Source organism: Rhizobium sp. TBD182 (assembly GCF_001950375.1).
In the GTDB taxonomy this organism is placed as follows: Bacteria; Pseudomonadota; Alphaproteobacteria; order Rhizobiales; family Rhizobiaceae; genus Agrobacterium; species Agrobacterium tumefaciens.
Genome location: NZ_BDLN01000008.1, coordinates 167,944 through 192,788, shown reverse-complemented (window position 1 = coordinate 192,788; position 24,845 = coordinate 167,944). Strand labels below are relative to the sequence as shown.

The window sequence follows — 24,845 nt, the reverse complement described above, 5'->3', positions numbered from 1 at the left end:
GAGGCATAACGTGAGCGAACGCGCAGCATTCAATTGGCAGGACCCTTTTCTGCTGGAAGACCAACTGACCGACGACGAGCGGATGATCCGCGACGCCGCCGCAGCCTTCGGCAAATCGGAACTTATGCCGCGTGTGTCCGAGGCCTATCTTTCTGAGACCACCGAACCGGAACTGTTCCGCCTGATGGGCCGCACCGGCCTTCTGGGCGTCACCCTGCCGGAAGAATATGGCGCCGCAAATGCCAGCTACGTGGCCTATGGTCTCGTGGCCCGCGAGGTGGAGCGTATCGACAGCGGTTATCGCTCGATGATGAGCGTGCAGTCCTCGCTCGTCATCCATCCGATCTTCGCTTATGGCTCGGACGAACAGAAGAAGAAATACCTGCCCGGCCTCGTCTCCGGCGAGCTGATCGGCTGTTTCGGCCTGACCGAACCGGATGCCGGCTCCGATCCGGGCGGAATGAAGACCCGCGCCGAAAAGATCGCCGGCGGGTATCGCCTGCGTGGTTCGAAAATGTGGATTTCCAATGCGCCCATCGCCGATGTCTTCGTCGTCTGGGCGAAATCCGAAGCCCACGACAACCAGATTCGCGGCTTCGTGCTGGAAAAAGGCATGAAGGGTCTGTCTGCACCGAAGATCGGCGGCAAGCTTTCGCTGCGCGCCTCCATAACAGGCGAGATCGTCATGGATGGCGTGGAAGTGGGCGAAGATGCGCTGCTTCCGAATGTTTCCGGCCTGAAAGGCCCGTTCGGCTGCCTCAACCGCGCCCGCTACGGCATTTCCTGGGGCGTGATGGGCGCTGCGGAAGATTGCTGGTTCCGCGCCCTGCAATATGGTCTCGACCGCAAGCAGTTCGGCAAGCCGCTGGCCGGCATGCAGCTTTACCAGAAAAAGCTCGCCGACATGCAGACCGAGATCGCTCTCGGCCTCCAGGCATCGCTGCGCGTCGGCCGCCTGATGGACGAGCACAAAATGGCGCCGGAAATGATCTCCATCATCAAGCGCAACAATTGCGGCAAGGCGCTGGATATCGCCCGCCAGGCCCGCGACATGCACGGCGGCAACGGCATCCAGATCGAGTACCACGTGATGCGCCACGCCCAGAACCTCGAAACGGTCAACACCTACGAGGGCACGCACGACGTTCACGCGCTTATCCTCGGCCGGGCGCAGACGGGCATTCAGGCGTTTTTCTAAGACCTTCTCCGCATCATTTCCTTCATGAAAAAAAGGCCTTCGAAAATCAATTCGAAGGCCTTTTTACTTTTCCGGTTCAGGCAATCGCTTAGAACGTGCCTCTGACACCTATGCCGAACATGCGCGGTTCGGTCATGCTGGCCTCGATGCCGCCAATGCCGCGGTTCTGCTGCATATAGGTCGGCGCACGCTCGTCGAAGACGTTCTTCACGTAAGCGTAGACCTCCATCTCCTCCTGGAACTTGTAGCTCGCACGCACATCGGCGATGGTGTAGGGGTCGATCGCATAGGCAGCCGTGTTGGCCGTGTCGGAATAATAACCGTCGATATGACGCACCTGACCCGAGACGGTGAACTTGTCGGTCACATCCCAGCTTGCCCCAATGCTGAACATGTAACCAGGCGATTTCGCGAATTCATTGCCTGCATAGCTGGCATTGCTGGAAATCTGGTCGATTTCGGTCTTCAGCACGCCGGCACTTGCCTTCAACGTCACATTGTCGAGAACCTGATAGTCGGCGCCGACTTCCAGACCATAGGCATGCGCTTTCTGCGCATTGATGGTGTAGGATTGAGTAATGCCTGACGAGATAACGACCGGAATATTGTACTGGGCGTTCTTGTAATCCATGTAGAACAGGTTGCTGTTGAGCGTCAGCCTGTCATCCAGCAACTTCGCGCGGGTGTAGAGTTCGTAGTTCCAGATGGTTTCCTTCTCGAAGGGCAACCATTGGCCCGACGAGATGTTCAGCGATATGCCGCCGGGATTGTAACCACGGCTGATCATGCCGCCAACGGTCCAGTCATCGTTGATCGCATAGGCAAGCGAGGCCTTGGGAAGCAATTCGGAAAAGGTCTCGTCAAAATCAACCGCGACGTTGGAATAGACGGAGCGGCCCGCGCGCTGAATACGATCGGTCTGGTAACGCAGGCCGCCGGTAAGCGTCCACTGGTCGGTCAGACGGTAGCTCAACTCGCTGAAAATGCCGAGATTGTCCTTGGTATCGTCAAATGTCGAAAGGGTTCTTCTGTTTGCCGGGTTCAGAAGATAAAGAATTTCATCGGCCTGCGTATGGGCGTAATAGATGCCAGCGACGCCACTCAGAACGTCTTCCTGGTCACCGAAGGTCACACGGGTCTCGTGGGACACATTCTTCTGATCGATATTGGCGTCGCCATTATTGACCACACCCACCCTGCGGCGCGCGTCTGAGGCGGAAAATTGCGTCTGGTTGAAGAGTTTTACGCCGTTTTCAAAGTCATAGTTGATGTCGAGAATGCCGGTGTGGGTATTCTGGCTCCAGCTCGGCATGGTGGTGGTGACGTGGTTGAGATCCTCGAAAGGACGCGACGCCGCTTCCTGGCTCGGCCGGTTGGCGGCGTTATAGGAATAGGTCAGCTTGGTCGTCAGGCCCGGAATTTCCGGCGGTTCCCACAGAAGCTTGAAACGCGCGTTGAATTCCTTGAAATCCTGGTTGGTGCCTGCGTGGGCAAAACCGGAATTGATGTAATCGATAAAGGTATCGCGACCCGAATAATCGATTGCCAGACGCGCCGCCAGCTCGTCTTCGATCAACGGGCCTGAGACCGCAAAGGACGCCCGCTTCTGGTGATAATTCCCGATTTCGGCCTGATAGCTTGCTTCCGGCGTAAACGTCGGGTCCTTGGTATTGACGAGAATGGCGCCGGCAATGGCGTTAGCGCCCTGCGATGTGGTCTGCGGCCCACGGAAGACCTCGATGCTTTCGACATCCCAGATGGACGTCGCGCCATAGATGAACTCGTTATAACCGAGATAGTGACCATCGACATTGATGGTGGCGCGCGGCACGGTGCCGGCGAAGAACGCCGTTGCTCCGGTGTTCGGGCCCTGCGTGTCGAGACCGCGAATGATCGGGGCGCTGACATTGTCGGTATAAACAACGTTTGGAATGTCCTTGATCGCGTCTGAGACGGTTGGATCGCCGGTCTTTTCCTTTTTCAGTTCATCGCTGGATTTGACCGAGACGGAAGACGCCGTGTTCTTCATGTCGCGCGCGACTTTTTCGCCGGTCACCACAATCGGCTTGAGAACGGTCGTTCCCGAGGCCTCGGCCTGTTGCTCTTGGGCGAAAACCGGCGTCACAAACAGGGCGGCCAGCGTCAAAACGCTGACCCCGCCCATCAAACGGCCGCTAGAACGAAACCCCATAACACACCCCTAATAAACATGAGTATCAAAGTCATATTCAAGTAACGGAAGCGTTATCCGTTTCGCAATAGAGAATGCGTTCCGTATTGTGGACGGATAGGATTCCGTAACGGGATGTGCCATATTTACAACAAAGTTTATCGACTGGCCGTTGTCGTGTAGTTCCCCGCCTCAAGGGGAAGGCGTTGAAATAGCTCAGAAATCGATTCCGATTTCCGGTCGGATGCGCTAGGCATGTTCACGACATAAATCGGGGAGCGGACTTGGACGCCATGGATGACGAGCCGGACAATCTGCCTGAAAACGACGGAGAGAAGCGCTCTGCCCTCATTCAGTCGGTCTCTATTGCTGCCCGTTTTCTCGACCTTCTGGCAAAATCGGACGGGGCGCTTGCACTGGGCGAACTCGCTAAACGCGCCGGGACAGGCCGTTCCACAGCTCATCGTTACCTGCAAAGCCTCGTGCGGGAAGGACTGGTGGCACAGGACCCTGCAACCGGCAGCTACGACCTCGGTCCAACCGCGCTCTCGATAGGCGTCAGCGCGCTCAGACGAATCAATCCGGTCGAAACCGCCGGTCGACAGATGAAAGCACTGGCCTCGCAGATCGGCGCCAGTTGCGGCGTGGCGATCTGGACAGATCGCGGCCCGACCGTGGTGCAATGGCACAGGAGTGCCAGCTTCTCCATCAGCACCGTGGCGCTGGGGGATGTTCTACCGCTGGATAACAGCGCCTGCGGGCTGGTTTTTCAGGCTTATTTGCCACCGGATAGGACAGCGCCGGTGCGCAAGCTGCAGCCGCCCGCCTTTCGCGGGTCCCGCCCAGACGCTAAAGTCATGCACGCCATTCGTGAGACAGGCGGCGCGGAACTCAACGAACACCTGTTCTCCGCCCTGACCGGCAAGGCCGCCCCGGTTTTCGACGCGCAGGGCGAAATCTGTTGCGTCGTCACCACCGTTTCTTTCCTCGCGACCGCCGAGACCGAGCGGCACTTTCAGCAGCTTCTTGAAGCGGCCGGAAAGGCGACGGCAGAATCCGGCGGCTCGTAAACCTATCCGGCCAGGTGGTCGGCGAAGGTGCTGCCGGAATAGGCGGTGCGGAAGAGCCCGGCATCACCGAGCCTCGGAAGCAGCCGCTCCAGCACCAGCCGCATCGACGCGACCGAACCGCCAGGCACCGCGACAAAGCCGTCTATCGCGCCGGCCGCCACCCATTCGCGGATGCTTTCAAAAGCATCCTCAACCGTGCCGATGATCTGCCAATGGCCCGACCCCATCACTTCCGGTCGCCGCAACAATTCGGCAACGCTCAGCGTTTCCCGTTCGATCAGCCGGCGGAGCAAATTGGCATGGGTGCGGCTTCTCGGTGTCTCGGGCGGCGGCGGCAAGTCAGAAGGGGTGACGATCCGCGTGAGCGACCAGTCGGAAAGGTCAAGACCCGTCAGATTTTGAATGGATGCAAATATGCGGCCATGGTTGGCCCTTGCGTGGGTCTTCGCAAACAGCTCCAGCGCCTCGTTCTTGGTGTCCGCCAGATAAAGACTGAGACCCGGCATCAGCTTCACCACATCCGGTGAGCGCCCATGCCGCTCCGCTCTTTGCCGCAAATCCGCCCGAAGTTCGATTGCCGCCTGCATATCCGGCGTCGAGGCAAAGACCGCATCCGCAACGGAGGCTGCGAAATCGCGGCCTTCGGGGGAAGCCCCAGCCTGCACCAGTGGAATACGGCTGGAATGGGCCGGCAGGTTGAGCGGGCCTTTGACGCTGAAGTGCTCTCCTTCATGCGCGATTGGCTGGACCAGCGACGAATCTGCAAAACGCCCGCTCTCTTTGTCCAGCTTCAGCGCCTCGTTGGGAAAGCTCGCCCAGAGCTGCTGTACTACCTGCGTGAACTCGGCGGCGCGTTCATAACGCTCCTGCGGCGACGGCATTTCTTTCAGGCCGAAATTTTCGTGGCCGTCCAGCGCCGTGACGATGTTCCATCCCGCCCGGCCATTGCTCAGCCAGTTCAGCGATTGCAGTTGGCGGGCAACCACATAAGGCGGCAGGAATGTCGTTGAAACCGTGGATAACAGGCCGACATGGCTGGTCTCCCGTGCGATGGCGGCCAGAAGCATGTTCGGGTCCATGCTCGCAAATCCGCCGCCGGCCTCCAGCCCCTCAGTGCGCAGAAACAGCGTGTCGGGCCGGAAGACAAAATCCACATGCGCAGCCTCGGCACGCTTTGCAAGATCGACGAAATAATCGCTGGAGAAAACCCCGTCTATACCGCTGTCTTGACGCCGCCATGCCTCGCCGCTGAGCCAGGTTGGCGCCAGCGACATGCCGACGTGAAGCTTGAGCGCGACTGACATGAAACACCTCGAATGAAAAAATCATCACGAAATCCGCGATGTGAATCGGCAAATTTCGATTTGTGGAGAATTTTACTATAGTTTAGTGTCGCATCAAGACCAGCCTGTCGCGCTTGCCGGTACAGAACCCGATTTCCGCAAGTTCGATACGTGAATTCAACAGCTTAGGTAGGACGTGCGTCGAGTCGACGCATGGCCCTATGAATAACAGGAGTTGTAATCCGGTGCTTGATGCCACGGACCTTCATGCGAGTTACGGACACATCCCCGTATTGCAGGGCCTGTCTGCCCGCTTTCAAACCGGCCGCGTCACAGCGCTGGTCGGACCCAACGGCTGTGGCAAGTCGACGCTGTTGAAGACGATCATGGGTTTCGTGCCTTTATCTTCAGGCAGGATAAGCCTCGGTGACCGCCTGATCGGCGAGATCGGACGCCGCGAACTCGCCCGCCGCATCTCCTATCTGCCGCAGGAATGCCATTGCCCTGACTATATGACGCTTGGCGAATTGATCGAGCTTGCGGGTTATGCACGTTACGGGCTTGGCGGCGGTCCATCCGAACGCGACCGGGCGCTTTTTGCCGAAGCGCTGAAGACCGTCGGGCTGGAAGACAAGGCCAGGGCGCAGGTCAACACGCTGTCCGGCGGCCAGCGCCAGCGCGCCTTCATCGCCATGGTGCTCGCTCAGGACACGGAGGTGATCCTGATGGACGAGCCGGTCAACCATCTCGACATGAAATATCAATATGCCGTTCTCAGCCTTGTGCGCGAACTGACGGACAGGCACGGCAAAACTGTTATCGTCGTGCTGCATGATCTCAACCTCGCCTCCACCTTCGCCGATGACGTCATCATGCTGAAAGCCGGACGGGTTCTCGCCTCCGGGCCTGTCGCGAATACGGTCACATCAGCCAATGTTGCCGACGTCTTTGATCTCGAGGCCGACATATTTTCCCGGCAGGGGCGGCTCATCTGCGTGCCGCGGCTGGAGCGGCAGGAACAGGCCATTCCGGCATGACATCTAAAATAATGCTGATCTTTGCCGCCGCGATCTTGCTGGCCGTTGTTCTCGTCATCAACTTCGTGCTGATGACTGGCGACCTGCCACTTGCCGAAATCGCGACGACGCTCCTGCATGGCGAGGCCGAAACCTATGAACAGTCGGTTCTCCTCTATCAGCAAATCCCGCGCTCACTGATTGCGATCTATGTCGGCGCCACCACGGCCGTCAGTGGCTGCGTGCTGCAGGGGCTTGCCCGCAATCCTCTCGCCTCGCCCTCCACCCTGGGCCTGAATGCCGGTGCGACGCTTTTTGTGGTCGCCGGTGCGCTGGTGTTCGATTTCTCGCCCGAAATACAGGGGCTCATCGCGCTTATCGGCGCCGGCTTCGGCTTTGGCGCCTGCTTCCTTGTTGCCCGGCTGGCCGGGCGGTCAAACGATCCGCGCGGCCTGTCGCTCATCCTGTCCGGTGCGCTTGTCTCCATGCTGCTGATCGGCATCACCAATGCCCTCCTTTTGTCAAACCCCACACGTCGCGCCGAATTCCTGAGCTGGATCGGCGGCAATATCAACCACGTCTATGCCGAGCGCCTCACCGATTTCTGGTGGATTGGCGCCATTGCGATGGTGATGCTCTGGTCGGTCGCCCGCCCGCTGACGCTGGTTCTGCTGGGTGCGGAAAAAGCCGCCTCCGCCGGCGTCAACGTCACGCGCGTTTCCCGGATCGCACTTTTCGCCACCATGCTGGCCTCCGGCTCGGCGGTGGCCATCTGCGGTCCCATCGGCTTCGTCGGCCTCATCGTTCCGCATATGGTCCGGCCGCTGGTCGGGGTGAATTTCACGCTCGCTTTGCCCGCTTCAGCCCTTGTCGGGGCGATTCTGTGCGTGCTGGCCGATCTGGGCGCGCAAACCCTGTTCAGGCCGTATGTGGTCAATACCGGACTGTTCATGGACCTGCTCGGCGGCCTCGTCTTCATCGTCATAGTCAAGCGCTTCTATCTTTCACCTTCGGCCAATAAACTGTCATGAAGAGGGCTGTCATGAAAAGGCAATTGGCCACCGATGGCAAAGCGGTCCTGCGGCTGCCGAGCGGGATGCAGATCGGCATCGGCAACCTAAAGGCCGCCCTTGCACTGATCCTGCTGGCGTTGGTGCTGGCCGCCATTTCCATTAGTCTCGGAAATACACAGATTGGTCTCATTGACCTTCTGCACGGCGTTGCCGGCGGGCATTTGAGCGACGATCAGGCCTATGCGCTGTGGACGGTACGGCTGCCGCGCATCCTGCTTGGTTTCATGGCCGGATGGAGCGTTGCGCTGGCCGGGGCCATGCTGCAATCGGTCGCCCGCAATCCGCTTGCCGATCCCGGCCTGTTCGGTCTGAGCCAGGGATCAATGACCACCATAATGCTGCTTCTGGTGCTGGTGCCGGCGGCGCCCAAGACCATGGTGGCGCTTGCGGCCGTCGGCGGCGGCCTTGCGGTAGCTTTCCTGCTCATCGCGCTCGTGGGGCGCGAACGTTCCAGCGGGCTCGCCATCCTGCTGATGGGCATCGCAATCGAATCCGCCCTTTCATCAGTCTCATCAGTGCTTTTGCTCTACACACCAACGGAAACATCGCTGTCGCTTGCAGACTGGATGGCGGGTTCGCTGTTTCAGGCGAGCTGGCCGATCATCCTCGTGTTCGCGCCTCTTTTCGCGGTCAGCCTTGTGGGCATTTTCCTCATCGGCCGGGCGCTTGCAGTATTTGATCTCGGTAACGAGATGGCCATGGCGCTCGGCGAAACGGTCAAACGTTCGCGCCCGCTCGTCATCGTTTTTGCGGTCATCCTCAGCTCCGCTTCCGTCACCGCTGTCGGCCCCTTGACCTTTCTCGGCGTCATCGCCCCGCATCTCGCCACCTTCCTGTCGCCCGCCGTCGGTCGCGCCAGGCTTTTCCTGTCGGGGCTGACGGGCGGCATTCTGGTGGTGACCGCCGATACGCTTTCGCGTGGGCTGGTGGCCGATACGCCGATGCCGATAGGCCTTGCGCTGACGCTGATCGGCGTGCCGCTTTTCATCCTCACGCTGCGCCTGCAGGCGCTGCGCAGAACTAACCGCCACTGAAGAAATTGAACAAAGGGTATGCCATGCGATTTGCCATCCTCGTAGCAGCACTTCTGACCGCCGGAAGCAGCCTTGCCGCAGAGCGAACCGTCACCGATGCCGCCGGCCGCACGGTCTCCATCCCCGAGCAGCCGCAGCGCATTGTCGTCATGCACGAACCGCTGCTGGGCGTGCCGCTGATGGATCTTGGCGCCAACGTGGTAGGCGCCTATGGCCGCAACAGCGACGGCAAATTCGCCACTGCCGTTGATTTCATCGACACCGTTCTCGGTGAAGGCCGCACGAAACCGAAAGGTTTCGGCGCGGTGGGTCAGATCGATCTGGAAAAGCTGAGAGCGCTGCAACCTGACCTGATCGTCGCCACGGAAATGGACAGCGGCAAGGCCGAGCAGCTTTCCACCGTCGCGCCCGTCTATCTGCAGAAGGTAAGCACTGGCCACACCTATGGCTTCAGCGTCGAAGAGAATCTTTCGGGTCTCGTTGGCAGAAGTGACGCTTTTGCCGAGCGCCGGAAGACCTATGACGAGAAACTCGCCACCGTCAAAAAAGCACTCGGCGAAGACGCAAAAGGCAAGACCTATCTCTCAATTCTGCTGACCGACCAGATCAACGCGGTCGGCGATATGTCCGGTGCGGTGCAGGCGCTCGAGGATCTGGGTTACGCACGGCTGAAAATCGACAACGCCACCTCGTCGGGTGGGCTGGGTTCCACCCTGACGATGCCGCTCAGTGCCGAGGCTTTTGGCAAGCTCAACCCTGATCTGCTGGTGGTGATGAACAGCTATAACAGCCCCGCCCGAGGCGAAGCCGGAACGCGCGCCGCACTCGAAAAAATCATTCCCGGCTGGGAACGCTTCGTCAAACCGGCGCGTGACGGCCGGATCATCTTTCTCGATTCCAGCCGGGTCACGACGCCGTCCATCCCAAGCGCGCTGCACACGCTGGACGCGGTGGAAAGCTGGGCAGGCCGCCGTTAAACGCCTTTTCGACAAGCGCAATTCCGGCGCAAACCATGCGCCGGACATAAACTTGAGTTTTTGAAGAAACTTATATTGCGACCGCCGGAACCGCCTGTTATGGTTCGCGCATCTTGACACAACGACGTCGGATCTCCCGCCGGAAAACTCCGGTGCGCGATTGTCCGGCATGCCGATCCGGGACAGCGAAACTGCCGATCCCCATCGGCGATATCCCAGGGAAGACAGCAACATGAGCATTGCACAAAGCATTGAAACCGGCGTTCAGGACCGGACCCCCAAACGCCATCGTTACGCCGTCAAGCTACGCTGCCTTGACGTGGCCCGGGTGGAAAAACTCAGCCGGTCCATGGTGCGCATCGTATTGACCGGGCCTGAGCTTGAAGGCTTTGCCAGTCTCGGTTTTGACGACCACGTCAAGATGTTCTTCCCGCTTCCCGGCGAAACCGAACCTAACCTGCCGGTGATCGGCCCGAACGGCCTCGAATTTCCCGAAGGCGCGCCGCGCCCGCTCGCACGCGATTACACGCCGCGCAGCTTCGATGCCGAGAAGGGTGAACTCGCCATCGATTTCGCCACGCACCATGATGGCCCCGCCAGCAACTGGGCAAAATCCGCCAGGGTGGGTGACAAGGCATGGATTGCAGGCCCGCGCGGCTCGTTCACCATTCCCTTCACCTTCGACTGGCATCTGCTGATTGCCGACGATACCGGCCTTCCCGCCCTTGCACGGCGACTGGAAGAAATGCCCAAGGGCACCCGCGTCGTCGCCCTGATCGAAGTTGAGACGGAGGCTGATCGCCTGGACCTCGCCACGAAAGCTGACGCGTCGATCATCTGGGTAACGCAGGAGGCCGCGGGCGGCGCCGATCACGACGCCCTGACGGAGGCGCTGCGTACGCTTGAACTGCCTGAGGGCGATTTCTTCAGCTGGGTCGCCTGCGAATCGAAAGCGGCGAAAGACCTGCGCGCAATCCTGATCGGCGAGTACGGCGCGAACCCCAAATGGACGCGCGCTTCCGGCTACTGGCGGCGCGGAGCAAGCGGCGTTCACGATCATTTCGATGAATGAACCGGCAATCGCGGCGGCTGGCAAGCTGGAGGCGGACATGATGACGACGGAACTCAAAGCCCATCTCGCCAAGGTTCTGGACGATGAGGTGGGGCATATCGGCCCGAACGCCAACCTGTTCGGCTGCGGACTTCACTCCCTCGCTCTCATGCGCCTGATCCCGCCGCTTTCGCAGCTCGCCGGCACGCGACTTCACTATGACGATCTCGCCCGTCAGCCCACGCTTACCGCCTGGCAGGCGCTGATCGAGCAGTCGCGCGCGGGCTGCTGATCCCCGCAAGAGGGGACTTTCCCCGCCAAGCGCGACCTACCTCAACATTATACTTCCAAGGAGAGGACCATGGCAGCAGATAATTCGCGCATGCTTGCGCGCCGCATCGAACAAACCTTCGACAATGCGGACGAAGCCCCACGGAGCGGATCGCAGCCAAGCCAATATGAGGAGCGGGTCTGGTTCCAGCAGTTTCAGGACCCCGATCAGGTCTTCCGGCATATTCTCACCTACCGCATCGGCGGCGAGAGCGACCTTCTGCGCCTGACATCGGCACTGGAGACGGTTTGCGAGGCATGGCCCGAACTGCGCGTGCGGTTTTCCTTTGGAGAAGACGGCACCCTTGCCAAGAGCGTAGAGGCCCCTTCGGCATCTCTCGTGCAACTGTTTCAGACGGCATCGAAAGACGAAGCGGTGGCCCTTCTGCACGACCTTCAGGCAAGCCCGTTCGACGCGGAAATCGATCCGCCGTTTCAGGCCATCGTGCTCTTGAGCGAAGGAGAGGTACTGCTGGCGCTTCTGGTGCATGGCCTGCTTGGTGAATCCCTCTCACCGCAGATTTTGCTGGGCGCTATTGCCGCAGCCTATGCTGGCGAGGCACCAAAGCCGCTTTCGCCACGCATCACCGAAAACGCCATCGTCAATCCAGTTCCGCTCCCCTGGCTGCAAGGACCGGCCTCCGGCACGCCCGTCGTCTCTCTCCGAAATAACGGGACCAAGCCGGCGAGCCACTGCCACGGCGTCGATCTTCCGGCTGCCCTTCTCGACCCAAACGGCTCGGCCGCACCGGACGCGCTTCTGGCACGCACCGGTGCCCGTTTCGCGCTTTTTCTGGCGACCAATGGCGATCTCGACACTGTTACCCTGCGCCTGCCCCTGCAACCCGGGAACGAGGCCGGCCTGCCGCTTCCGGCAGATGCGGTCGCCCGCGTCTCGATCTCACGTAGCCAGTCGCCGCAGGAGGCCGAAAAAGCCGTGCTGGCTGGGTTGGCCCGACATGGCGAACACAACGACGAGGTTGCCACCTTCACGCTTCAGACCCTGCCAACATCGGCTGAAACCTCATCCGTCGAGCGGCTCCGGTTCGAGCGCCTGCCACTCCCCTCTCTCCAGTCCGGCCTTGGCCTGACGCTCGCTGCTGGCAGCACGGTTGATGGCCACATCCGTCTGGAACTGACCGGCGGCAAGGAGGCCTCGCCGCATGCGACGGCATTTCTGCTGGAGCGTTTCATCGCCCATCTCGAAGGCGGTGCGGATTTTTCCGGCATTACGCATCAAACCTCGTCCGCAGGGCCGGAGGCTGCAGCATCCCTGCCCGCCGCCTCCCGCTCCAGCGACGACGAGACTGCCGCGGCAATTCTTGCCGAATTCCGCGAAGCGCTTGCGTCGACAGACATGGGACCGGATGACGATTTCTTCGATTTTGGCGGCCATTCGCTGATCGCGACCCGCATCATCGGACGCCTTTTGAGCAATCACGGCATCGAGCTGCGTTTCAACGACCTGTTCAGCTATCCCACCGCCGCATCGCTCGCAAAACAGGCGACGCGTCTCGAAACCGCCGCCCCTGCACAGGCGGAAGCAACCGCGACCGGCTCGCTGACGGCACCGCTTTCTCTTGCGCAGATGTCGCTCTGGAAAGCCTATGCCGCCTTCGGTTTCGGCGAGATTTTCAACATCCCCTTCGCGCTCGATTTCCTCGATCCGGTGGATGAGAGCGCTTTCGAATGTGCATTCCTCGATATTATCGAGCGTCATCCCGGCCTGCGAACCCATTTTTACGTCGAAGATGGGACGGTTCTGCAAAAGATCGTGCCGATGCACGACCTGCCCGGCTATAAGTGGTTCTGGACGAGTGAGGAAAGCGAAGGCGTGGACCGGCATACGGAAGCGTCCTGGCGGTTCGACCTTGCCCGCGAATTGCCGATGCGGCTGCGTTTCCTGCGCAATCCCCAAACCGGCGGCCAGGTGCTCTCTTTCCTCTTCCACCATATTGTGCTGGACGAATGGTCGGTGAACCTGATGATGGACGAGCTGACCGAAGCCTATAGGGCAAGAGCCGCGGGCAAGGCCCCTGTCTTTGCGAGCAAGCCCGCACCCTTCCATGAATTCGCCAGAAAACAGGTGGCATCCGGCGTCAACGGCGACCACCTTGCCTACTGGACCGATATGCTGCGGGACGCACCGAAAGGCCTGGTCCTTACCGGACAGAACAGCACGCCGACAGATGCTGCACACGACGAGGCGCCGGCGGGCGGCTGGATCGAGTTCAAGCTGGAAAAACACGTCAGCGACGGACTTTACGCCATCGCCAAGCAGAACAGCGCCTCCCTGTTCAACGTCGTTTATGCCGCCATCGCCGCGTCGCTGCGCCATCTGGGCGGGCTGAGCGATCTCGTGGTCGGCACATCGGCGTCCGGGCGCACCGACAGCGGCTATTTCGATACGATCGGCTATTTCACCACGGTCGTTGCCCATCGTGTGCGTTTCCGCGAGGAGATGACGGTCGGCGAACTGATTTCCTCGGTGAAGAACACGGTCAATGGCTCTCTGGAACACAGCGAAATTCCAATCGATCTCGTCGAAGAGGCGCTCGGCATGACGCCCGGCCGCGACCATCTGTTCGAGGTATTCATCCAGATCCACGCCAAGAACAAGCTGAACGGCACGCTTTCAGGGCCGGACGGCAAAACCGTCGAGTTCCGGCAGATCGATCCCGACAAGCACGAATCCATGCTGGGGCTGCAATTCGAGGTAATGGAAGAAACGATTGGCGGCGAACGCTCCATCCGCGTGTTGATGAGCTACCGCTCCGACCGCTACGGCCCCGAGGATGTCGACCGGCTGCGCACGACCACCAGCGGCGTCTTCAGCCGTTTCGCCGAAGCAGGCGCTTCGGGCCGTGTGCTGACCACGCTAGCCTGAGTGCTGGCCAGGCTTCGCAATAAACCCGGCTCCGCATGGCGGCGCCGGGTTTTGCTTTTTAACAAATGTCCGGAAAGCTCTCTTCCGTCATGCTCGGGCCTGTCCCCACTGGATCCTTGGGACAAGCCCAAGGATGACGTTGGGTGGGAGGACAGCATGTCACCCCATCAGGCAGGGTTTTGCATAACGGAGCCGGGTTTATCACATCCGCACCCAGTCACTCCCGACCAAATGCAGAGTGACGGCAGAGAGATTTCCGTCCCCTTCTTGCAGAGCACCCGGCTTCTCAAACCGCCAGACGGAAGGCCGCGGAAACCTCTTCGGCCGGAGCCGCCAGCGCCTCTTCGCGCAGCATGGCATCCAGAAACAGCGGCAACTCCTCACGGTAACGCGCGAAATCGTCGGCTTCGGTCAGTGCGGAATCCGCGTCGATATGCAGGTTCAGATCACTGCCGTCATCCTCGCCACGGAAGGTCAGGTTGAACCCGTCGCCCGGACCATTGGCGAGAATGTGCCTGATAACGGCAAGCCCTGCAAATACCGGCGCGCTGAAGGGCAGGACGTTGATAAGCGGTGAGAAGAAAAACCGCCGGCCCTTTGATATGTTGCGATCGGCGGCGATCTGTTCGATGCGGTAGCGGCCATGCAGGCGCTGCCGGCGCAGATTGGCGGCATTGCGCGCAAGGAAGCTACCAAGGCTCTCCTGCGGTTCTATCGTCAGATGGAAAGGCAGGATATTGACGAGCATGGCGGGCATATGCGCGCCGACACTGCCCCAGCGGCTCATGAAGGGCAGCCACAGCGTCAGCACATCGCGATCCGGGCGCGGCAATACGCGGTGAAGATAAAGGCCTGAAAGCAGCACCAGCAGGTCCGGCCAGCCTATCTCCAGTGCGCCGGATATCTGTTGCAGTCTTGTGCTGAAACCTTCCGGCAATCCCGCATCGGCATGCAGGCCGCCGCCACCGTAATCCTCGCAATCCTTGTCCAGCACCGGCAAATCCACCGGCGGCGCGAGATAGGCCGTCCAGAACTCGCGGTCCTTTTCGAAACGGCGGCTTTGCCGGTAGGCGTCCTCTTCGGCAAGAAAACTGGGGAAAGGATGGAAATCCGGACCCGCCTCGCCCTTGCCGCAATAGTGCCCGTAAAGCTGCCCGCAACGCTGCTCCACCAGCGTGAGACCATAACCGTCGACGACGATATGATGGGCACGGATATACCAGAGGTAGCGATCGTCGGCGATGCGGTAAAGCACCTGGGCGGAGAGCTTGTCGGTTCGAAGATCAAGCCTTGCCTCGACATCCGCGTTCATGCGCCCCAGCGCTTCCTCGAAAGGCGCGGGATGGGCACGGAGATCGACAAGCTCGACCATCGGAGCGTGGAGCGGATCGCAGCGTTGCTGCGGCGTCTCGCCATCCTCACCGACGCGAAAACGGATCGACAGAACTTCCGATTCGCGCACGGTGCGCCTGATTGCCTCAAGCAGAGCGCCCTCGTTCACGGCACCGGAAAGCTCGATGTAATGGGCGACGGTAGAGACCGGTTCGTCGGGATGGAAGGAAAACTCCTCCCAAAAATCGAGTTGCGGCTGGGTCAGGGGAAGCCAGCCGCCGGCAGGATCGATATGCGCCATCTGTTTTTCCTTGAATTATTTCCGTGATTTGGGCCGCAATAACGCGGCTCATGCCGCCGAAGCGGGTAAAAGCGAACTGACCTGTTTGGCGTTTCGGCAACGCAGGAGTTGCTGCGGCGAAAGCTCCACGCCGAAGGCGCTGCGAATTTCGGCCGAGACGGTTTTCAGATGCGAGGGCAAAAGGCCAAGCGCCAGCAGATCACTGCTAGTATCCACATCTACCGGGTTTTTACCCAGCACGCCGAGATAGATATCCAGCACGCGGAGATCGCCCTGATCGGCGGCTTTGACTGTTACAGCTGCGGGTGCCTTTGCCGGTTCCGCTGCCATCAGCAATTCGCGGGCGCGGCGGCGATCCGGCTTGCCATTAGCCGAGAGCGGCAGATCGGCCACATTGAGAAAGCGGCCGGGCACATGCGATTCCGGCAGATGCCTGCGGGCAAAATTGCGCAGGTCGGCGGTGGAAAGCTCAAGGCCGGGCATCCGAACATAAAGCACGCCGATAGCGGCCTCCCCCTTTTGCTCGGCACCGTAATCCACCACCAGTACACGCTGGATGGAGGGGTGGCGGATAAGTTCATTTTCCACATCCGGCAGCGAGACCCGCACCCCGCGCACCTTGACGTAACCGTTGACCCGGCTGGCGAACATGATCTTGCCATCCGGCCGGTAACGGCCCCTGTCTCCGGTGCGAAAAGCGCGCACCGCATGTCCATCCGTATCGCTGACCGTCACGAAATCCGTCTGGGTAATGGCGCCATCTTCCAGATAGCCGATCGCCACATTCACGCCCACTGTGTGGATGCGCCCGACAACGCCCGTCGGGCAATGGCCGCCCTGATCGTTGAGGATGAAATAGCGATTGCCGGGCAAGGGATGCCCGTAGGGTATCGCCGAGGTATCGGCTGTCACGATCTCGTGCCAGATGCTCCAGATGGTCGTTTCCGTCGGCCCGCCCAGCGATATCAGCCGAAGCTCGGGTTTCAGCCGGCGCAACTCCTCGATGACCACGGGCTTGATGTAATCACCGCCCTGCGCAACGAGCCGGAGCGAGCCGAGCTGGTCGCCACGATGGCAGGACAAGAGCATCTCAAGAATCGCCGGCACCGAGCACCACAGCGTAACGCCGTGTTCGGCCACCAACTCGTTCCAGCGGACCGCATCCTTTTCCTCGCCGGGTTCCGGCAGCACCAGTGTCGCACCGGCGGCAAGCGACCCAAAAACATCGAAGACCGACATGTCGTGGTGCAAGGGCGTGACGGAGATGAAGACGTCATTTTCCGTCACCGCCCATTCCGAAAGCGTGCTGCCGATGACATTGGCCGTGGCCCTGTTAGAGAGCACGACGCATTTCGGCTTGCCGGTGGTACCGGAGGTATAGAGGTAATAAGCGGGTGCTTCGCTTGCTGAAAGTGCCGCCAGTTCCGCCGCGTTAACGGGCACGCCGGAGGCGGCTGGCGCTGCGAGAAGCTCCTCGGGACCGACAGCGTCGAATCCTTGCGGAACGGAACGGGCAACGATCATGGCCGGGCGGCAATTGGTCAGCAGATAGTGCAGGCGATCTTCCGGCGAGCTCGCATCGATCGGCACCCAGATGGCGCCGATAAGTGCAGCGGCGAGCGTGACGGCCGTGTGCTCCGGGCTGCGCGGCAGGCACACCGCTACGACATGGCCCCGGCCGATGCCGCGCGTCTTAAGGCCCGCCATCGCCCGCGCCACCGCGTCGCGAAGTTCGTGATAGGAGATGCGCCGTTCGCCGTTGATCAGGGCCGTGCGCGATCCGTCTCCTTCGAAAAGATGCGAGGCGATCCGTTCCAAGAATGGCGGGCAGACGAAGTTCCGCTCGTCGCCATTCAGCCGATAGTGAGACAGGTCGACGATCTCGCGGAAATTCATCGAAAACGTCCCGCTGGCGGTGATCGCGGTAATCGCACGCTCTATGGCGCCGAGAATGCCAGCCACCATTCCGGCATCGATCGCCTGCTCCGCATAATCGATATCGAGGACGAGATCGCCATCCGGGTTTTGCGAAAACCGGAAATCCAGCGCCACCTGTGGTGTCTGGGTCAGCCCGTCCGTCCAACGAAGCGTGGAAGCTTGCGAAAGCGTCGGCCATGAGAGGCCGTTGGTGATGACGACAGGCAGGGCGAGCCCGCCGGGATTGGCGTTGAGAAGGATGCGATTGAGATCGATCCCTGAAAAAGCCAGATGATTGAGGCCCTCAAGCACATCCGTTTGCAAAGCTGCGGCACGCTCCGCAAAATCGCCCTTGGCCGCGTCCCATTTGAGCGCGATGAAGCTCGAGCGATTGGCAAAGGTGCCTTCCACCTGCGGGGCGACGGGAATGCCGACGACGAGGGCACCTTCGTTCAGCCAAAGCGACAGCACATCGAGGATTACCGCCGTCAGCGCAGAGTTCTTGAACAGCCGCTCTTTCGCGCCGATCCGTGAAAAGGCGGTAAAGCGTTGTTTTTCCACGGTCAGGCTCTGGCGGCTGTAACGCGAAACGGCAATGGTTTCGAGCGGGGCTTTCCAAGGCAGTTGCGAGGGCACTTCCGCACCCTCAAGTTTCTCCGCCCAATAGGCGGCATCTTCGGCGCGGGCCGCTGCGATATCCTGCTGCGCGGCGATGTTTGCTACGGTTGATGCGGGCGGCACGACATCGTCGAAGAGTTCCGCCGCAAGGCTGGCTATTCCCCGCCCATCGAGAATGAGGGCGTCGAAGCGCAGGAAGACCGCCACGCTGTCCCCCACCGCAACCTCCGGCAGACGAAAGACCGTGACCTGCCAGGGAGAAGCGGCAAGATCGAAATGGGCATGGGAGAAATCCTGCCGCACGGTGCCGATCCGCTGTTCGGCTTCGGCAGCGGACAGGTGCGAAAGATCAACAATATCAAGGTTTAGCTTCGGCTCATTCGAGACCACCTGCACCAGACGCCGCTCATCGATGTGGGTGCGCAGGCTTTCATGCCGCTCGACCATTGCGGTGAGGCCCGAGCGAAGCAATGCCGGATCGATATTGCCGCGATATTCGCGGAACTCCTGCATCGCCACGCCGCTCAGCGGCAGATGGGTGCCGCGACCGAGCAGATAGGCCTTTTGCAAGGCTGAGAGTGGCCGTTCCATGGATTTTCCTTTTGTCTGCACTGTCGCTTCAGGCGCTTGCAAGCCTAATCGCTCCACGGTCTCGGAAACGAGATCAGGGCTGGTGGCAAGGTGGCGAAGACGGGCGGTATAGGCGTCGAACAGGGCTCGCAGCCAGCTTTCCGGCAGCGCATCGAGCCGCACATCCCAGTTGATCAAAAGCCCGCCATCGAGCGCTGCGACCTGCGCATCCAGCGCAACTCCAGGCCCCTGCGAGACGGTGTGGATCATCGGGCCGAACACGCGCCCCACATTTTCCGAAAACAACTCGCCCCCGGGCAAATCGACACCCGCGGTAAAGACAACCGGTGAGGTCTGCAAACCGCCGCGCAGGCGGGAAAGGTCGCGCATGACGCTGACCCCGGGATAGGACTGGTGCGCCAGAAGCCCGTTCATTTCTCCGAACAGCCGTCCAAGCAGTCGCTCAAGGCTCTCCTCAGGCCGGATATCAACGCCAAGCATGAGCACATTGGAGAATTCGCCGACGATGCCATCGACCCCTTCCACCAGCGGCGCGCGCCAGAAAGCCGGCACGGAAAGCCGGAACTTTTCCGTATTCGTCGCTTGCGAAAGCACCATTGCAAAGACACCAAGCAACAGGGTCGACGTGGTCACGCCGCAGCGCCGCGCCATCCGTTCCAGACTGCTGCGTTCAGCCGGAGAAAGTCTTGCTGCAAGGCGATCGGTGTGAACGGCGCGTGACGGGTCCTCGGGCAAAAACGGCAATGGCGGTGCCTCCGGAATATCGGCAATATGTTGCCGCCACCACAGCCGGTCCCTTTCACGCTGGGCTTTGAGTTCCGGATCGGATGCAAGACTTTCCGCCCAGCTGAAAAACGATGGTGGTGTATCCCCCAATGGCTCGAGTTCGTCCGCGTCGGCTTCATAAAAGCGGGCGAGATCTTCCAGCACGATACGCATACTGGCGGGATCGATGGCCAGCATGTCGGTATCCAAATGCAGCCTGGCGCGACCTGCGGGCAGCAGGCTGAGCGATACTGCCGCCGGTGGGGCAACGCGCAGATCGATCTGGCGATGGCTCCACGCCTCACGTTTGGTGGCAAGACGGTGCGCAAGCGCCTCCTCATTGAGAGACGCCATGTCCTCCACGTCGAGGCCGAGCGGCCGGCCGGCGGGGTCCACCGTCTGTCGCCCTTCCGCATCGATCCTGAGGCTGAGCATGGGGTGACGCCGGCAAAGCCTTTCGACCGCGACGGCCAGTCTTTCCGCCTCCAGCCCCCTGCCTTCGAACTCGAGATAGAGATGCGGCGTAACTTTTCCGAGTATCCCGTCCGCCTCTCGGCCAACCCAGTAGGCAACCTGCATGGGGGTTAAATTTAGCATGTGAATTTGCACCGATTGACAAAACATGATTATCATAATCAAGTATAAGCCACCGTCAACCACTCGCACAGGAGGCATCCCATGAAAACGGGAGCACTCAGGACGAATGACGTCGATTCCGACGAAATTACTGATTTTGATAGAGAATTTCTGTTCACTTCTGGCTCGGGCGAACTGCGTGCCAGAGGCATTCGCGAAAGGATAACGATTCCTGCCCATGGCGCCGAAGACGCGGGAAGCCCTTTGCAGAAGGCGATAAAGGCCGCTTTTGAGAGGGCGCGCAGGGCCGGACAGGACAATCCCATCGCCATTGGCGCCATCCCCTTCGACGTCAACGAGCCATCCTGCCTATATATCCCCAACAACCATGAGTCGAATCCAAAGGGTGCCGCTTCGATCTCGACTGATTCGGCCATGCCAGCGCTTGTCGGCCAAAACAGCCTGCCCGATGAAAATGGTTTCAAGCGCGCCGTCGAGCATGCCATCGTCAATTTCCGCCATTCCGATGTCCGCAAGGCAGTGCTTTCGGTCATGCGCGAACTGACCTTCGCCTCCGAGGTCAATGTCGAAAGATTGCTGGCCAGCCTCGCCAAACAGAACCGCGAGGGTTACCAGTTTCGCATTCCGCTGCCCGATGGCGGCGATCTGATCGGCGTGAGCCCCGAACTCCTCATCCGCAAGCAGGGTGAAAAAGTCATCTCGAACCCGCTCGCGGGCTCGGCAAAACGCATGGCTGACCCGGTAGCGGACAAGGCCAATGCAGACCGGCTTTCGGCTTCGGAAAAAGACCATTACGAGCATAGCCTCGTGATCGAGGATATACGCTCGCTGCTTACGCCTTGCTGCACTGAAATCGACGTTCCCGAAAAACCCTCCCTCATCAACACGGCCGCTCTCTGGCATCTTTCAACGCGCATCGAGGGTCGCCTTGCTGATCCCGAGACCAATGCGCTGCAACTCGCGTGCCTGCTGCATCCCACACCTGCTGTTTGCGGTTTCCCCACCGAGCGTGCCCGCAGGCTTATTCGCTTCGTCGAGCCTTTCGAGCGTGGGCTGTTCACCGGCATGGTCGGCTGGACGGATGCCGAGGGTAACGGCGAATGGGTGGTGACAATCCGTTGCGGCACCGTGCAACGGCAAACCGTGCGGCTGTTCGCAGGCGCCGGCATCGTTGAAGCCTCGGAACCCGAATCCGAGTGGGCCGAGGTGCAGACCAAGCTCAAGACCATGCTGAACGCCTGCGGTCTTTCTGCCTAATTTTCCCAGGGACACACCATGACAATCGAATTTGAACGCTGGCCCGAAGATCTGGCGCGCCGATACCGCGACCGCGGCTACTGGATCGACAGACCGCTCAGCGACATCCTCACCCAGCAGGTGGAACTTCGGCCGGACGCGACCGCGCTGATCTGCGGCGACCGCCGCTTCACCTATGCCGATCTCGACCGGCAATCTTCCAATCTTGCCGGGCATCTGGCTGCCGCCGGGATCGGCAGGGGCGACACGGCACTGGTGCAATTGCCTAATATCGCGGAGTTCTATCTCGTCTTTTTCGCTCTGATGAAAATCGGCGCTGCACCCGTCAATGCGCTTTTCAGCCATCGCCGGCTGGAAATGACCTCCTATGCGGAACAGATTGCGCCAAAGCTGGTGATCGGCTCGCGTTCGCACGAGCTTTTTGCCAATGACACGTTTCTGGATGCGCTGAAGCTTGCCTCTCCGCAGCTTGCCGTAACGCTGCTGCTTGGTGAGACGGAACCGCAGCGCAGCCTAGAACAATGGCTCTCATCACCCGCCGAAAATGCGCCGCATTACGGCCCTTCGGCAGCCGATGAGGTAGCGTTGTTCCAGCTTTCCGGCGGCAGCACCGGAACACCGAAACTGATCCCCCGCACGCATAACGACTATGACTACAGCGCCCGGGCCAGTGCGGAAATCTGCGAGTTGACGCCGCAGACCCGTTTCCTCTGCGCCATTCCGGTGGCGCATAATTACCCCATGAGTTCGCCGGGTGCGCTTGGCGTGTTCCACGCTGGCGGCACCGTGGTAATGGCGGCCAATCCCGAGCCGCTTGCCTGCTTTGACCTCATCGAAAAACATGGCATCGACATTGTGCCTCTGGTGCCGCCGGCCGTGGCGCTGTGGTTGCAGGTGGCGCCCGCCCATCGCGAACGGCTGAAATCCCTCAAGCTGCTGCAGGTCGGCGGCGCAAGCTTCGCTGAAGCTTTAGCGCGTCAGGTGCCGCAGGTGCTGGGTTGCGCCCTCCAGCAGGTCTTCGGCATGGCGGAAGGTCTGGTGAACTATACCCGCGCCGGTGATCCCGACCATATTGTCTTCACCACGCAAGGGCGGCCGATCAGCCCGGATGACGAGATCCGCATCGTTGACGAGGACGGCAACGACGTCCCAGAAGGCGAAGCCGGCATGCTGGCGACGCGCGGCCCCTATACGTTTCGCGGATATTACCGCGCCGCCGAGCACAGCGCGCGCGTCTTCGACAACCAGGGTTTTTATTATTCCGGCGATGTCGTTCAGCGCACGCCCGAAGGTTACCTGCGGGTGGTTGGCCGGGTGAAAGACCAGATCAATCGCGGCGGCGAGAAGGTCGCATCGGAAGAGGTGGAAAACCTGATCCTTCAGCATCCGGATGTGACGCATGCCGCACTGGTCGCGATGCAGGACGAACTCCTCGGTGAAAAAAGCTGCGTCTTCGTCGTTTCCCGCAATCCCGCTCTCAAGGCACCGGCCATCCGCCAGCATCTCTCTGGTCTGGGTGTTGCGGATTACAAGCTGCCGGATCGGGTGCGTTTCATCGACACCATGCCGCTTACTGCCGTCGGCAAGATCGACAAGAAACGTCTGCGCGACATGCTCGCAGCGCCAATCCCGGCGTAATTGAGCGTGCACGCCTCAACCATTTGAAAATTGCGTGTCGCCCATGCCGATGCGCCAAACCATCGAGGTCAATATGACGATCCCCACCATTTCCGATTATCCGATGCCGGTCGCAGCAAGCTTTCCGGCCAACAAGACAAAATGGCAGCCGGACGCCAAGCGCGCCGTGCTGCTCATCCACGACATGCAGCGTTATTTCCTGCGGTTCTACGAGGCCGACGGCAGGTTGATGACAACCCTCATCGACAATCTTGCAAAGGTAAAGGCATGGGCGGTTCAGAACGGCGTGCCGGTCATCTACACCGCCCAGCCGCACGACCAGCCTGCCGCCGACCGCGCGCTTCTGAACGACATGTGGGGACCGGGCCTGACCGTGGTCGACCCGGAGTTGCAGAAGGTCGTGGACAAGCTTGCGCCGACGCCCGACGATGTGGTGCTGACCAAATGGCGCTACAGCGCCTTCCAGCGTTCAGACCTTGCCGAGCGCATGAAGGGGTGGGGCCGCGACCAGATCATCATCGGCGGCGTCTATGCCCATATCGGCTGCATGATGACGGCTGTTGAAGCCTTCATGAAGGATATTCAGCCCTTCATGCTGGGTGATGCCGTCGCCGATTTTTCCGAAGCCGAACACCGCATGGCGCTGCAATATGTGGCAACACGCTGCGGCGTGGTGATCGACACTGCAAGCCTTGCCGGCGCGGGAGAGACCACCGATATCAGCGAATGGCTGAAGGCTCGCGTCCTGCAAATGGTGGAGGACGAGAGCGACATCGACCCGGATGAGAACCTGATCTTCTATGGGCTGGATTCGCTGCAGGTGATGAAGCTTGCCGGCGAACTGAAGGAACGCGGCGTCATCGTGGGCTTCGAAGAGCTTGCCCGCGTACCGACGCTTTCTGCCTGGTGGGCGCTGATCGAAGAAAAGCGGCTCGCGGCCTGAGCGGACGGACAAGATGATGCAGAACAGATTTAACGGGCGGCGCGTGCTGGTGACGGGTGCCGCGCAGGGCATCGGCCGCCGCATCGCCGAGCGTTTCACCGAGGAAGGGGCCGAGGTCATCGGCCTTGACCTCATTGCCGATGCAACCGATGCAACCTTCCGCCAGATCACGCTCGACATCACGGACGCGGCGGCAGTGGAGGCGGCGAGCAAGGCGATCGAGAAGGAATGGGGCGGGCTGGACATTCTCGTCAACGCCGCCGGCATCCTCCGGCTCGGCGACAGCGAAAGCCTGACGCCGCAGGACTGGAACGCCTGCATGGATGTCAATGCTGCGGGGCCGTTCTACCTGCTGCGGCAATGGAGCGGCGTCTTCAAGCGGCAGCGGCGCGGGGCAATCGTCAACATTGCCTCCAACGCCGCCGTTGTACCGCGCATCGGCATGCTCGCCTATTGTGCTTCCAAGGCCGCACTCGTCAGCCTCAGCCATTGTGCAGCACTTGAACTCGCGCCCTATGGCGTGCGCTGCAATGTGGTGTCACCCGGCTCCACCGATACACCGATGCTGGCCGGCATGCTGAACGATCCCAGTGGCAAACAGCTACTGGTCGCCGGTCTTCCCGAGCAGTTCAAGCTCGGCATTCCGCTGGGCAAAATCGCGCGGCCGGACGACATCGCCGACACGGTGCTGTTCCTCGCCTCCGATCAGGCAGGCCATGTGACGATGCAGCAGATCGTGGTCGATGGCGGCGCCACGCTTGCCGCCTGAGCATCGGTCCGCGTGATGAGGATGACAG

At 60.6% G+C, this 24,845-nt stretch carries 17 protein-coding genes; 13 read left to right on the top strand and 4 right to left on the bottom strand.

What is annotated here, in order from left to right; translation table 11 throughout:
• Window positions 1-10: 10 nt before the first annotated feature.
• Window positions 11-1,198 carry an acyl-CoA dehydrogenase gene (locus tag T18_RS21160; protein ID WP_003518112.1) on the top strand — a complete coding sequence of 396 codons (1,188 nt, stop codon included), beginning with the start codon at window positions 11-13 and terminating at the stop codon, window positions 1,196-1,198.
• A gap of 88 nt (window positions 1,199-1,286) precedes the next feature.
• On the opposite strand, the gene T18_RS21155 is transcribed toward T18_RS21160, so the two are convergent.
• Window positions 1,287-3,389 (bottom strand): TonB-dependent receptor, encoded by a 2,103-nt coding sequence (locus T18_RS21155; protein ID WP_013762289.1) that lies wholly within the window; start codon window positions 3,387-3,389, stop codon window positions 1,287-1,289.
• Window positions 3,390-3,661: 272 nt separating this feature from the next.
• Here T18_RS21155 and T18_RS21150 point away from each other — a divergent pair, with 272 nt between their 5' ends.
• A complete protein-coding gene (locus tag T18_RS21150; RefSeq protein WP_003518114.1) occupies window positions 3,662-4,438 on the top strand; it encodes an IclR family transcriptional regulator in 777 nt (258 codons plus the stop codon).
• A gap of 2 nt (window positions 4,439-4,440) precedes the next feature.
• On the opposite strand, the gene T18_RS21145 is transcribed toward T18_RS21150, so the two are convergent.
• Window positions 4,441-5,742: an NtaA/DmoA family FMN-dependent monooxygenase gene (locus T18_RS21145; RefSeq protein ID WP_003518115.1), complete on the bottom strand. Its 1,302-nt coding sequence runs from the start codon at window positions 5,740-5,742 to the stop codon at window positions 4,441-4,443.
• A 200-nt stretch (window positions 5,743-5,942) separates the two neighbouring features.
• On the opposite strand from T18_RS21145, the gene T18_RS21140 reads away from it, so the two are divergent.
• From T18_RS21140 to T18_RS21110, 7 genes are all read left to right on the top strand, one after another.
• Window positions 5,943-6,758, top strand: a complete 816-nt coding sequence (locus T18_RS21140) for an ABC transporter ATP-binding protein (protein ID WP_035252685.1) — start codon at window positions 5,943-5,945, stop codon at window positions 6,756-6,758.
• Window positions 6,755-7,768, top strand: a complete 1,014-nt coding sequence (locus T18_RS21135) for a FecCD family ABC transporter permease (protein WP_038494948.1) — start codon at window positions 6,755-6,757, stop codon at window positions 7,766-7,768. Before T18_RS21140 ends, T18_RS21135 begins: the two co-directional genes overlap by 4 nt.
• A gap of 11 nt (window positions 7,769-7,779) precedes the next feature.
• A complete protein-coding gene (locus T18_RS21130; RefSeq protein ID WP_038494944.1) occupies window positions 7,780-8,844 on the top strand; it encodes a FecCD family ABC transporter permease in 1,065 nt (354 codons plus the stop codon).
• A gap of 23 nt (window positions 8,845-8,867) precedes the next feature.
• Window positions 8,868-9,821, top strand: coding sequence for an ABC transporter substrate-binding protein (locus tag T18_RS21125; RefSeq protein WP_038494941.1), 954 nt, complete (start codon window positions 8,868-8,870; stop codon window positions 9,819-9,821).
• 232 nt (window positions 9,822-10,053) lie between these two features.
• Window positions 10,054-10,893 carry a siderophore-interacting protein gene (locus T18_RS21120; RefSeq protein ID WP_038495885.1) on the top strand — a complete coding sequence of 280 codons (840 nt, stop codon included), beginning with the start codon at window positions 10,054-10,056 and terminating at the stop codon, window positions 10,891-10,893.
• A complete protein-coding gene (locus T18_RS21115; RefSeq protein ID WP_038494938.1) occupies window positions 10,886-11,164 on the top strand; it encodes a phosphopantetheine-binding protein in 279 nt (92 codons plus the stop codon). The genes T18_RS21120 and T18_RS21115 overlap by 8 nt, the downstream gene beginning before the upstream one ends.
• Window positions 11,165-11,233: 69 nt before the next feature.
• Window positions 11,234-14,089, top strand: a complete 2,856-nt coding sequence (locus T18_RS21110) for a condensation domain-containing protein (RefSeq protein ID WP_038494935.1) — start codon at window positions 11,234-11,236, stop codon at window positions 14,087-14,089.
• A gap of 286 nt (window positions 14,090-14,375) precedes the next feature.
• On the opposite strand, the gene T18_RS21105 is transcribed toward T18_RS21110, so the two are convergent.
• Together T18_RS21105 and T18_RS21100 are read right to left on the bottom strand one after the other, a co-directional pair.
• Window positions 14,376-15,722 (bottom strand): condensation domain-containing protein, encoded by a 1,347-nt coding sequence (locus T18_RS21105; RefSeq protein WP_019566922.1) that lies wholly within the window; start codon window positions 15,720-15,722, stop codon window positions 14,376-14,378.
• Window positions 15,723-15,770: 48 nt separating this feature from the next.
• A complete protein-coding gene (locus T18_RS21100; protein WP_075807804.1) occupies window positions 15,771-20,210 on the bottom strand; it encodes an amino acid adenylation domain-containing protein in 4,440 nt (1,479 codons plus the stop codon).
• An 81-nt stretch (window positions 20,211-20,291) separates the two neighbouring features.
• Between T18_RS21100 and T18_RS21095 the strand changes: the two genes are divergently transcribed.
• The 4 genes from T18_RS21095 to dhbA all read left to right on the top strand — a co-directional run bounded on the left by T18_RS21095 (window position 20,292) and on the right by dhbA (window position 24,817).
• Window positions 20,292-21,467 carry an isochorismate synthase MenF gene (locus tag T18_RS21095; protein ID WP_038494929.1) on the top strand — a complete coding sequence of 392 codons (1,176 nt, stop codon included), beginning with the start codon at window positions 20,292-20,294 and terminating at the stop codon, window positions 21,465-21,467.
• Window positions 21,468-21,485: 18 nt separating this feature from the next.
• A complete protein-coding gene (locus tag T18_RS21090) occupies window positions 21,486-23,105 on the top strand; it encodes a (2,3-dihydroxybenzoyl)adenylate synthase (RefSeq protein WP_038494926.1) in 1,620 nt (539 codons plus the stop codon).
• Window positions 23,106-23,178: 73 nt separating this feature from the next.
• Window positions 23,179-24,048 carry an isochorismatase gene (locus tag T18_RS21085; protein ID WP_038495882.1) on the top strand — a complete coding sequence of 290 codons (870 nt, stop codon included), beginning with the start codon at window positions 23,179-23,181 and terminating at the stop codon, window positions 24,046-24,048.
• A 13-nt stretch (window positions 24,049-24,061) separates the two neighbouring features.
• On the top strand, window positions 24,062-24,817 hold the full coding sequence (gene dhbA / locus T18_RS21080; RefSeq protein ID WP_038494923.1) for a 2,3-dihydro-2,3-dihydroxybenzoate dehydrogenase: 756 nt from the start codon (window positions 24,062-24,064) through the stop codon (window positions 24,815-24,817).
• Window positions 24,818-24,845 lie beyond the last annotated feature (28 nt).

Excerpts from the sequence above, each read along its gene's own strand:
- T18_RS21155 (WP_013762289.1), bottom strand. The coding sequence starts at position 3,389 with ATGGGGTTTCGTTCTAGCGGCCGTTTGATGGGCGGGGTCAGCGTTTTG.
- T18_RS21150 (WP_003518114.1), top strand. The coding sequence starts at position 3,662 with ATGGATGACGAGCCGGACAATCTGCCTGAAAACGACGGAGAGAAGCGC.
- T18_RS21145 (WP_003518115.1), bottom strand. The coding sequence starts at position 5,742 with ATGTCAGTCGCGCTCAAGCTTCACGTCGGCATGTCGCTGGCGCCAACC.
- T18_RS21140 (WP_035252685.1), top strand. The coding sequence starts at position 5,943 with ATGAATAACAGGAGTTGTAATCCGGTGCTTGATGCCACGGACCTTCAT.
- T18_RS21135 (WP_038494948.1), top strand. The coding sequence starts at position 6,755 with ATGACATCTAAAATAATGCTGATCTTTGCCGCCGCGATCTTGCTGGCC.
- T18_RS21130 (WP_038494944.1), top strand. The coding sequence starts at position 7,780 with ATGAAAAGGCAATTGGCCACCGATGGCAAAGCGGTCCTGCGGCTGCCG.
- T18_RS21125 (WP_038494941.1), top strand. The coding sequence starts at position 8,868 with ATGCGATTTGCCATCCTCGTAGCAGCACTTCTGACCGCCGGAAGCAGC.
- T18_RS21120 (WP_038495885.1), top strand. The coding sequence starts at position 10,054 with ATGAGCATTGCACAAAGCATTGAAACCGGCGTTCAGGACCGGACCCCC.
- T18_RS21115 (WP_038494938.1), top strand. The coding sequence starts at position 10,886 with ATGAATGAACCGGCAATCGCGGCGGCTGGCAAGCTGGAGGCGGACATG.
- T18_RS21110 (WP_038494935.1), top strand. The coding sequence starts at position 11,234 with ATGGCAGCAGATAATTCGCGCATGCTTGCGCGCCGCATCGAACAAACC.
- T18_RS21105 (WP_019566922.1), bottom strand. The coding sequence starts at position 15,722 with ATGGCGCATATCGATCCTGCCGGCGGCTGGCTTCCCCTGACCCAGCCG.
- T18_RS21100 (WP_075807804.1), bottom strand. The coding sequence starts at position 20,210 with ATGCTAAATTTAACCCCCATGCAGGTTGCCTACTGGGTTGGCCGAGAG.
- T18_RS21095 (WP_038494929.1), top strand. The coding sequence starts at position 20,292 with ATGAAAACGGGAGCACTCAGGACGAATGACGTCGATTCCGACGAAATT.
- T18_RS21090 (WP_038494926.1), top strand. The coding sequence starts at position 21,486 with ATGACAATCGAATTTGAACGCTGGCCCGAAGATCTGGCGCGCCGATAC.
- T18_RS21085 (WP_038495882.1), top strand. The coding sequence starts at position 23,179 with ATGACGATCCCCACCATTTCCGATTATCCGATGCCGGTCGCAGCAAGC.
- dhbA (WP_038494923.1), top strand. The coding sequence starts at position 24,062 with ATGATGCAGAACAGATTTAACGGGCGGCGCGTGCTGGTGACGGGTGCC.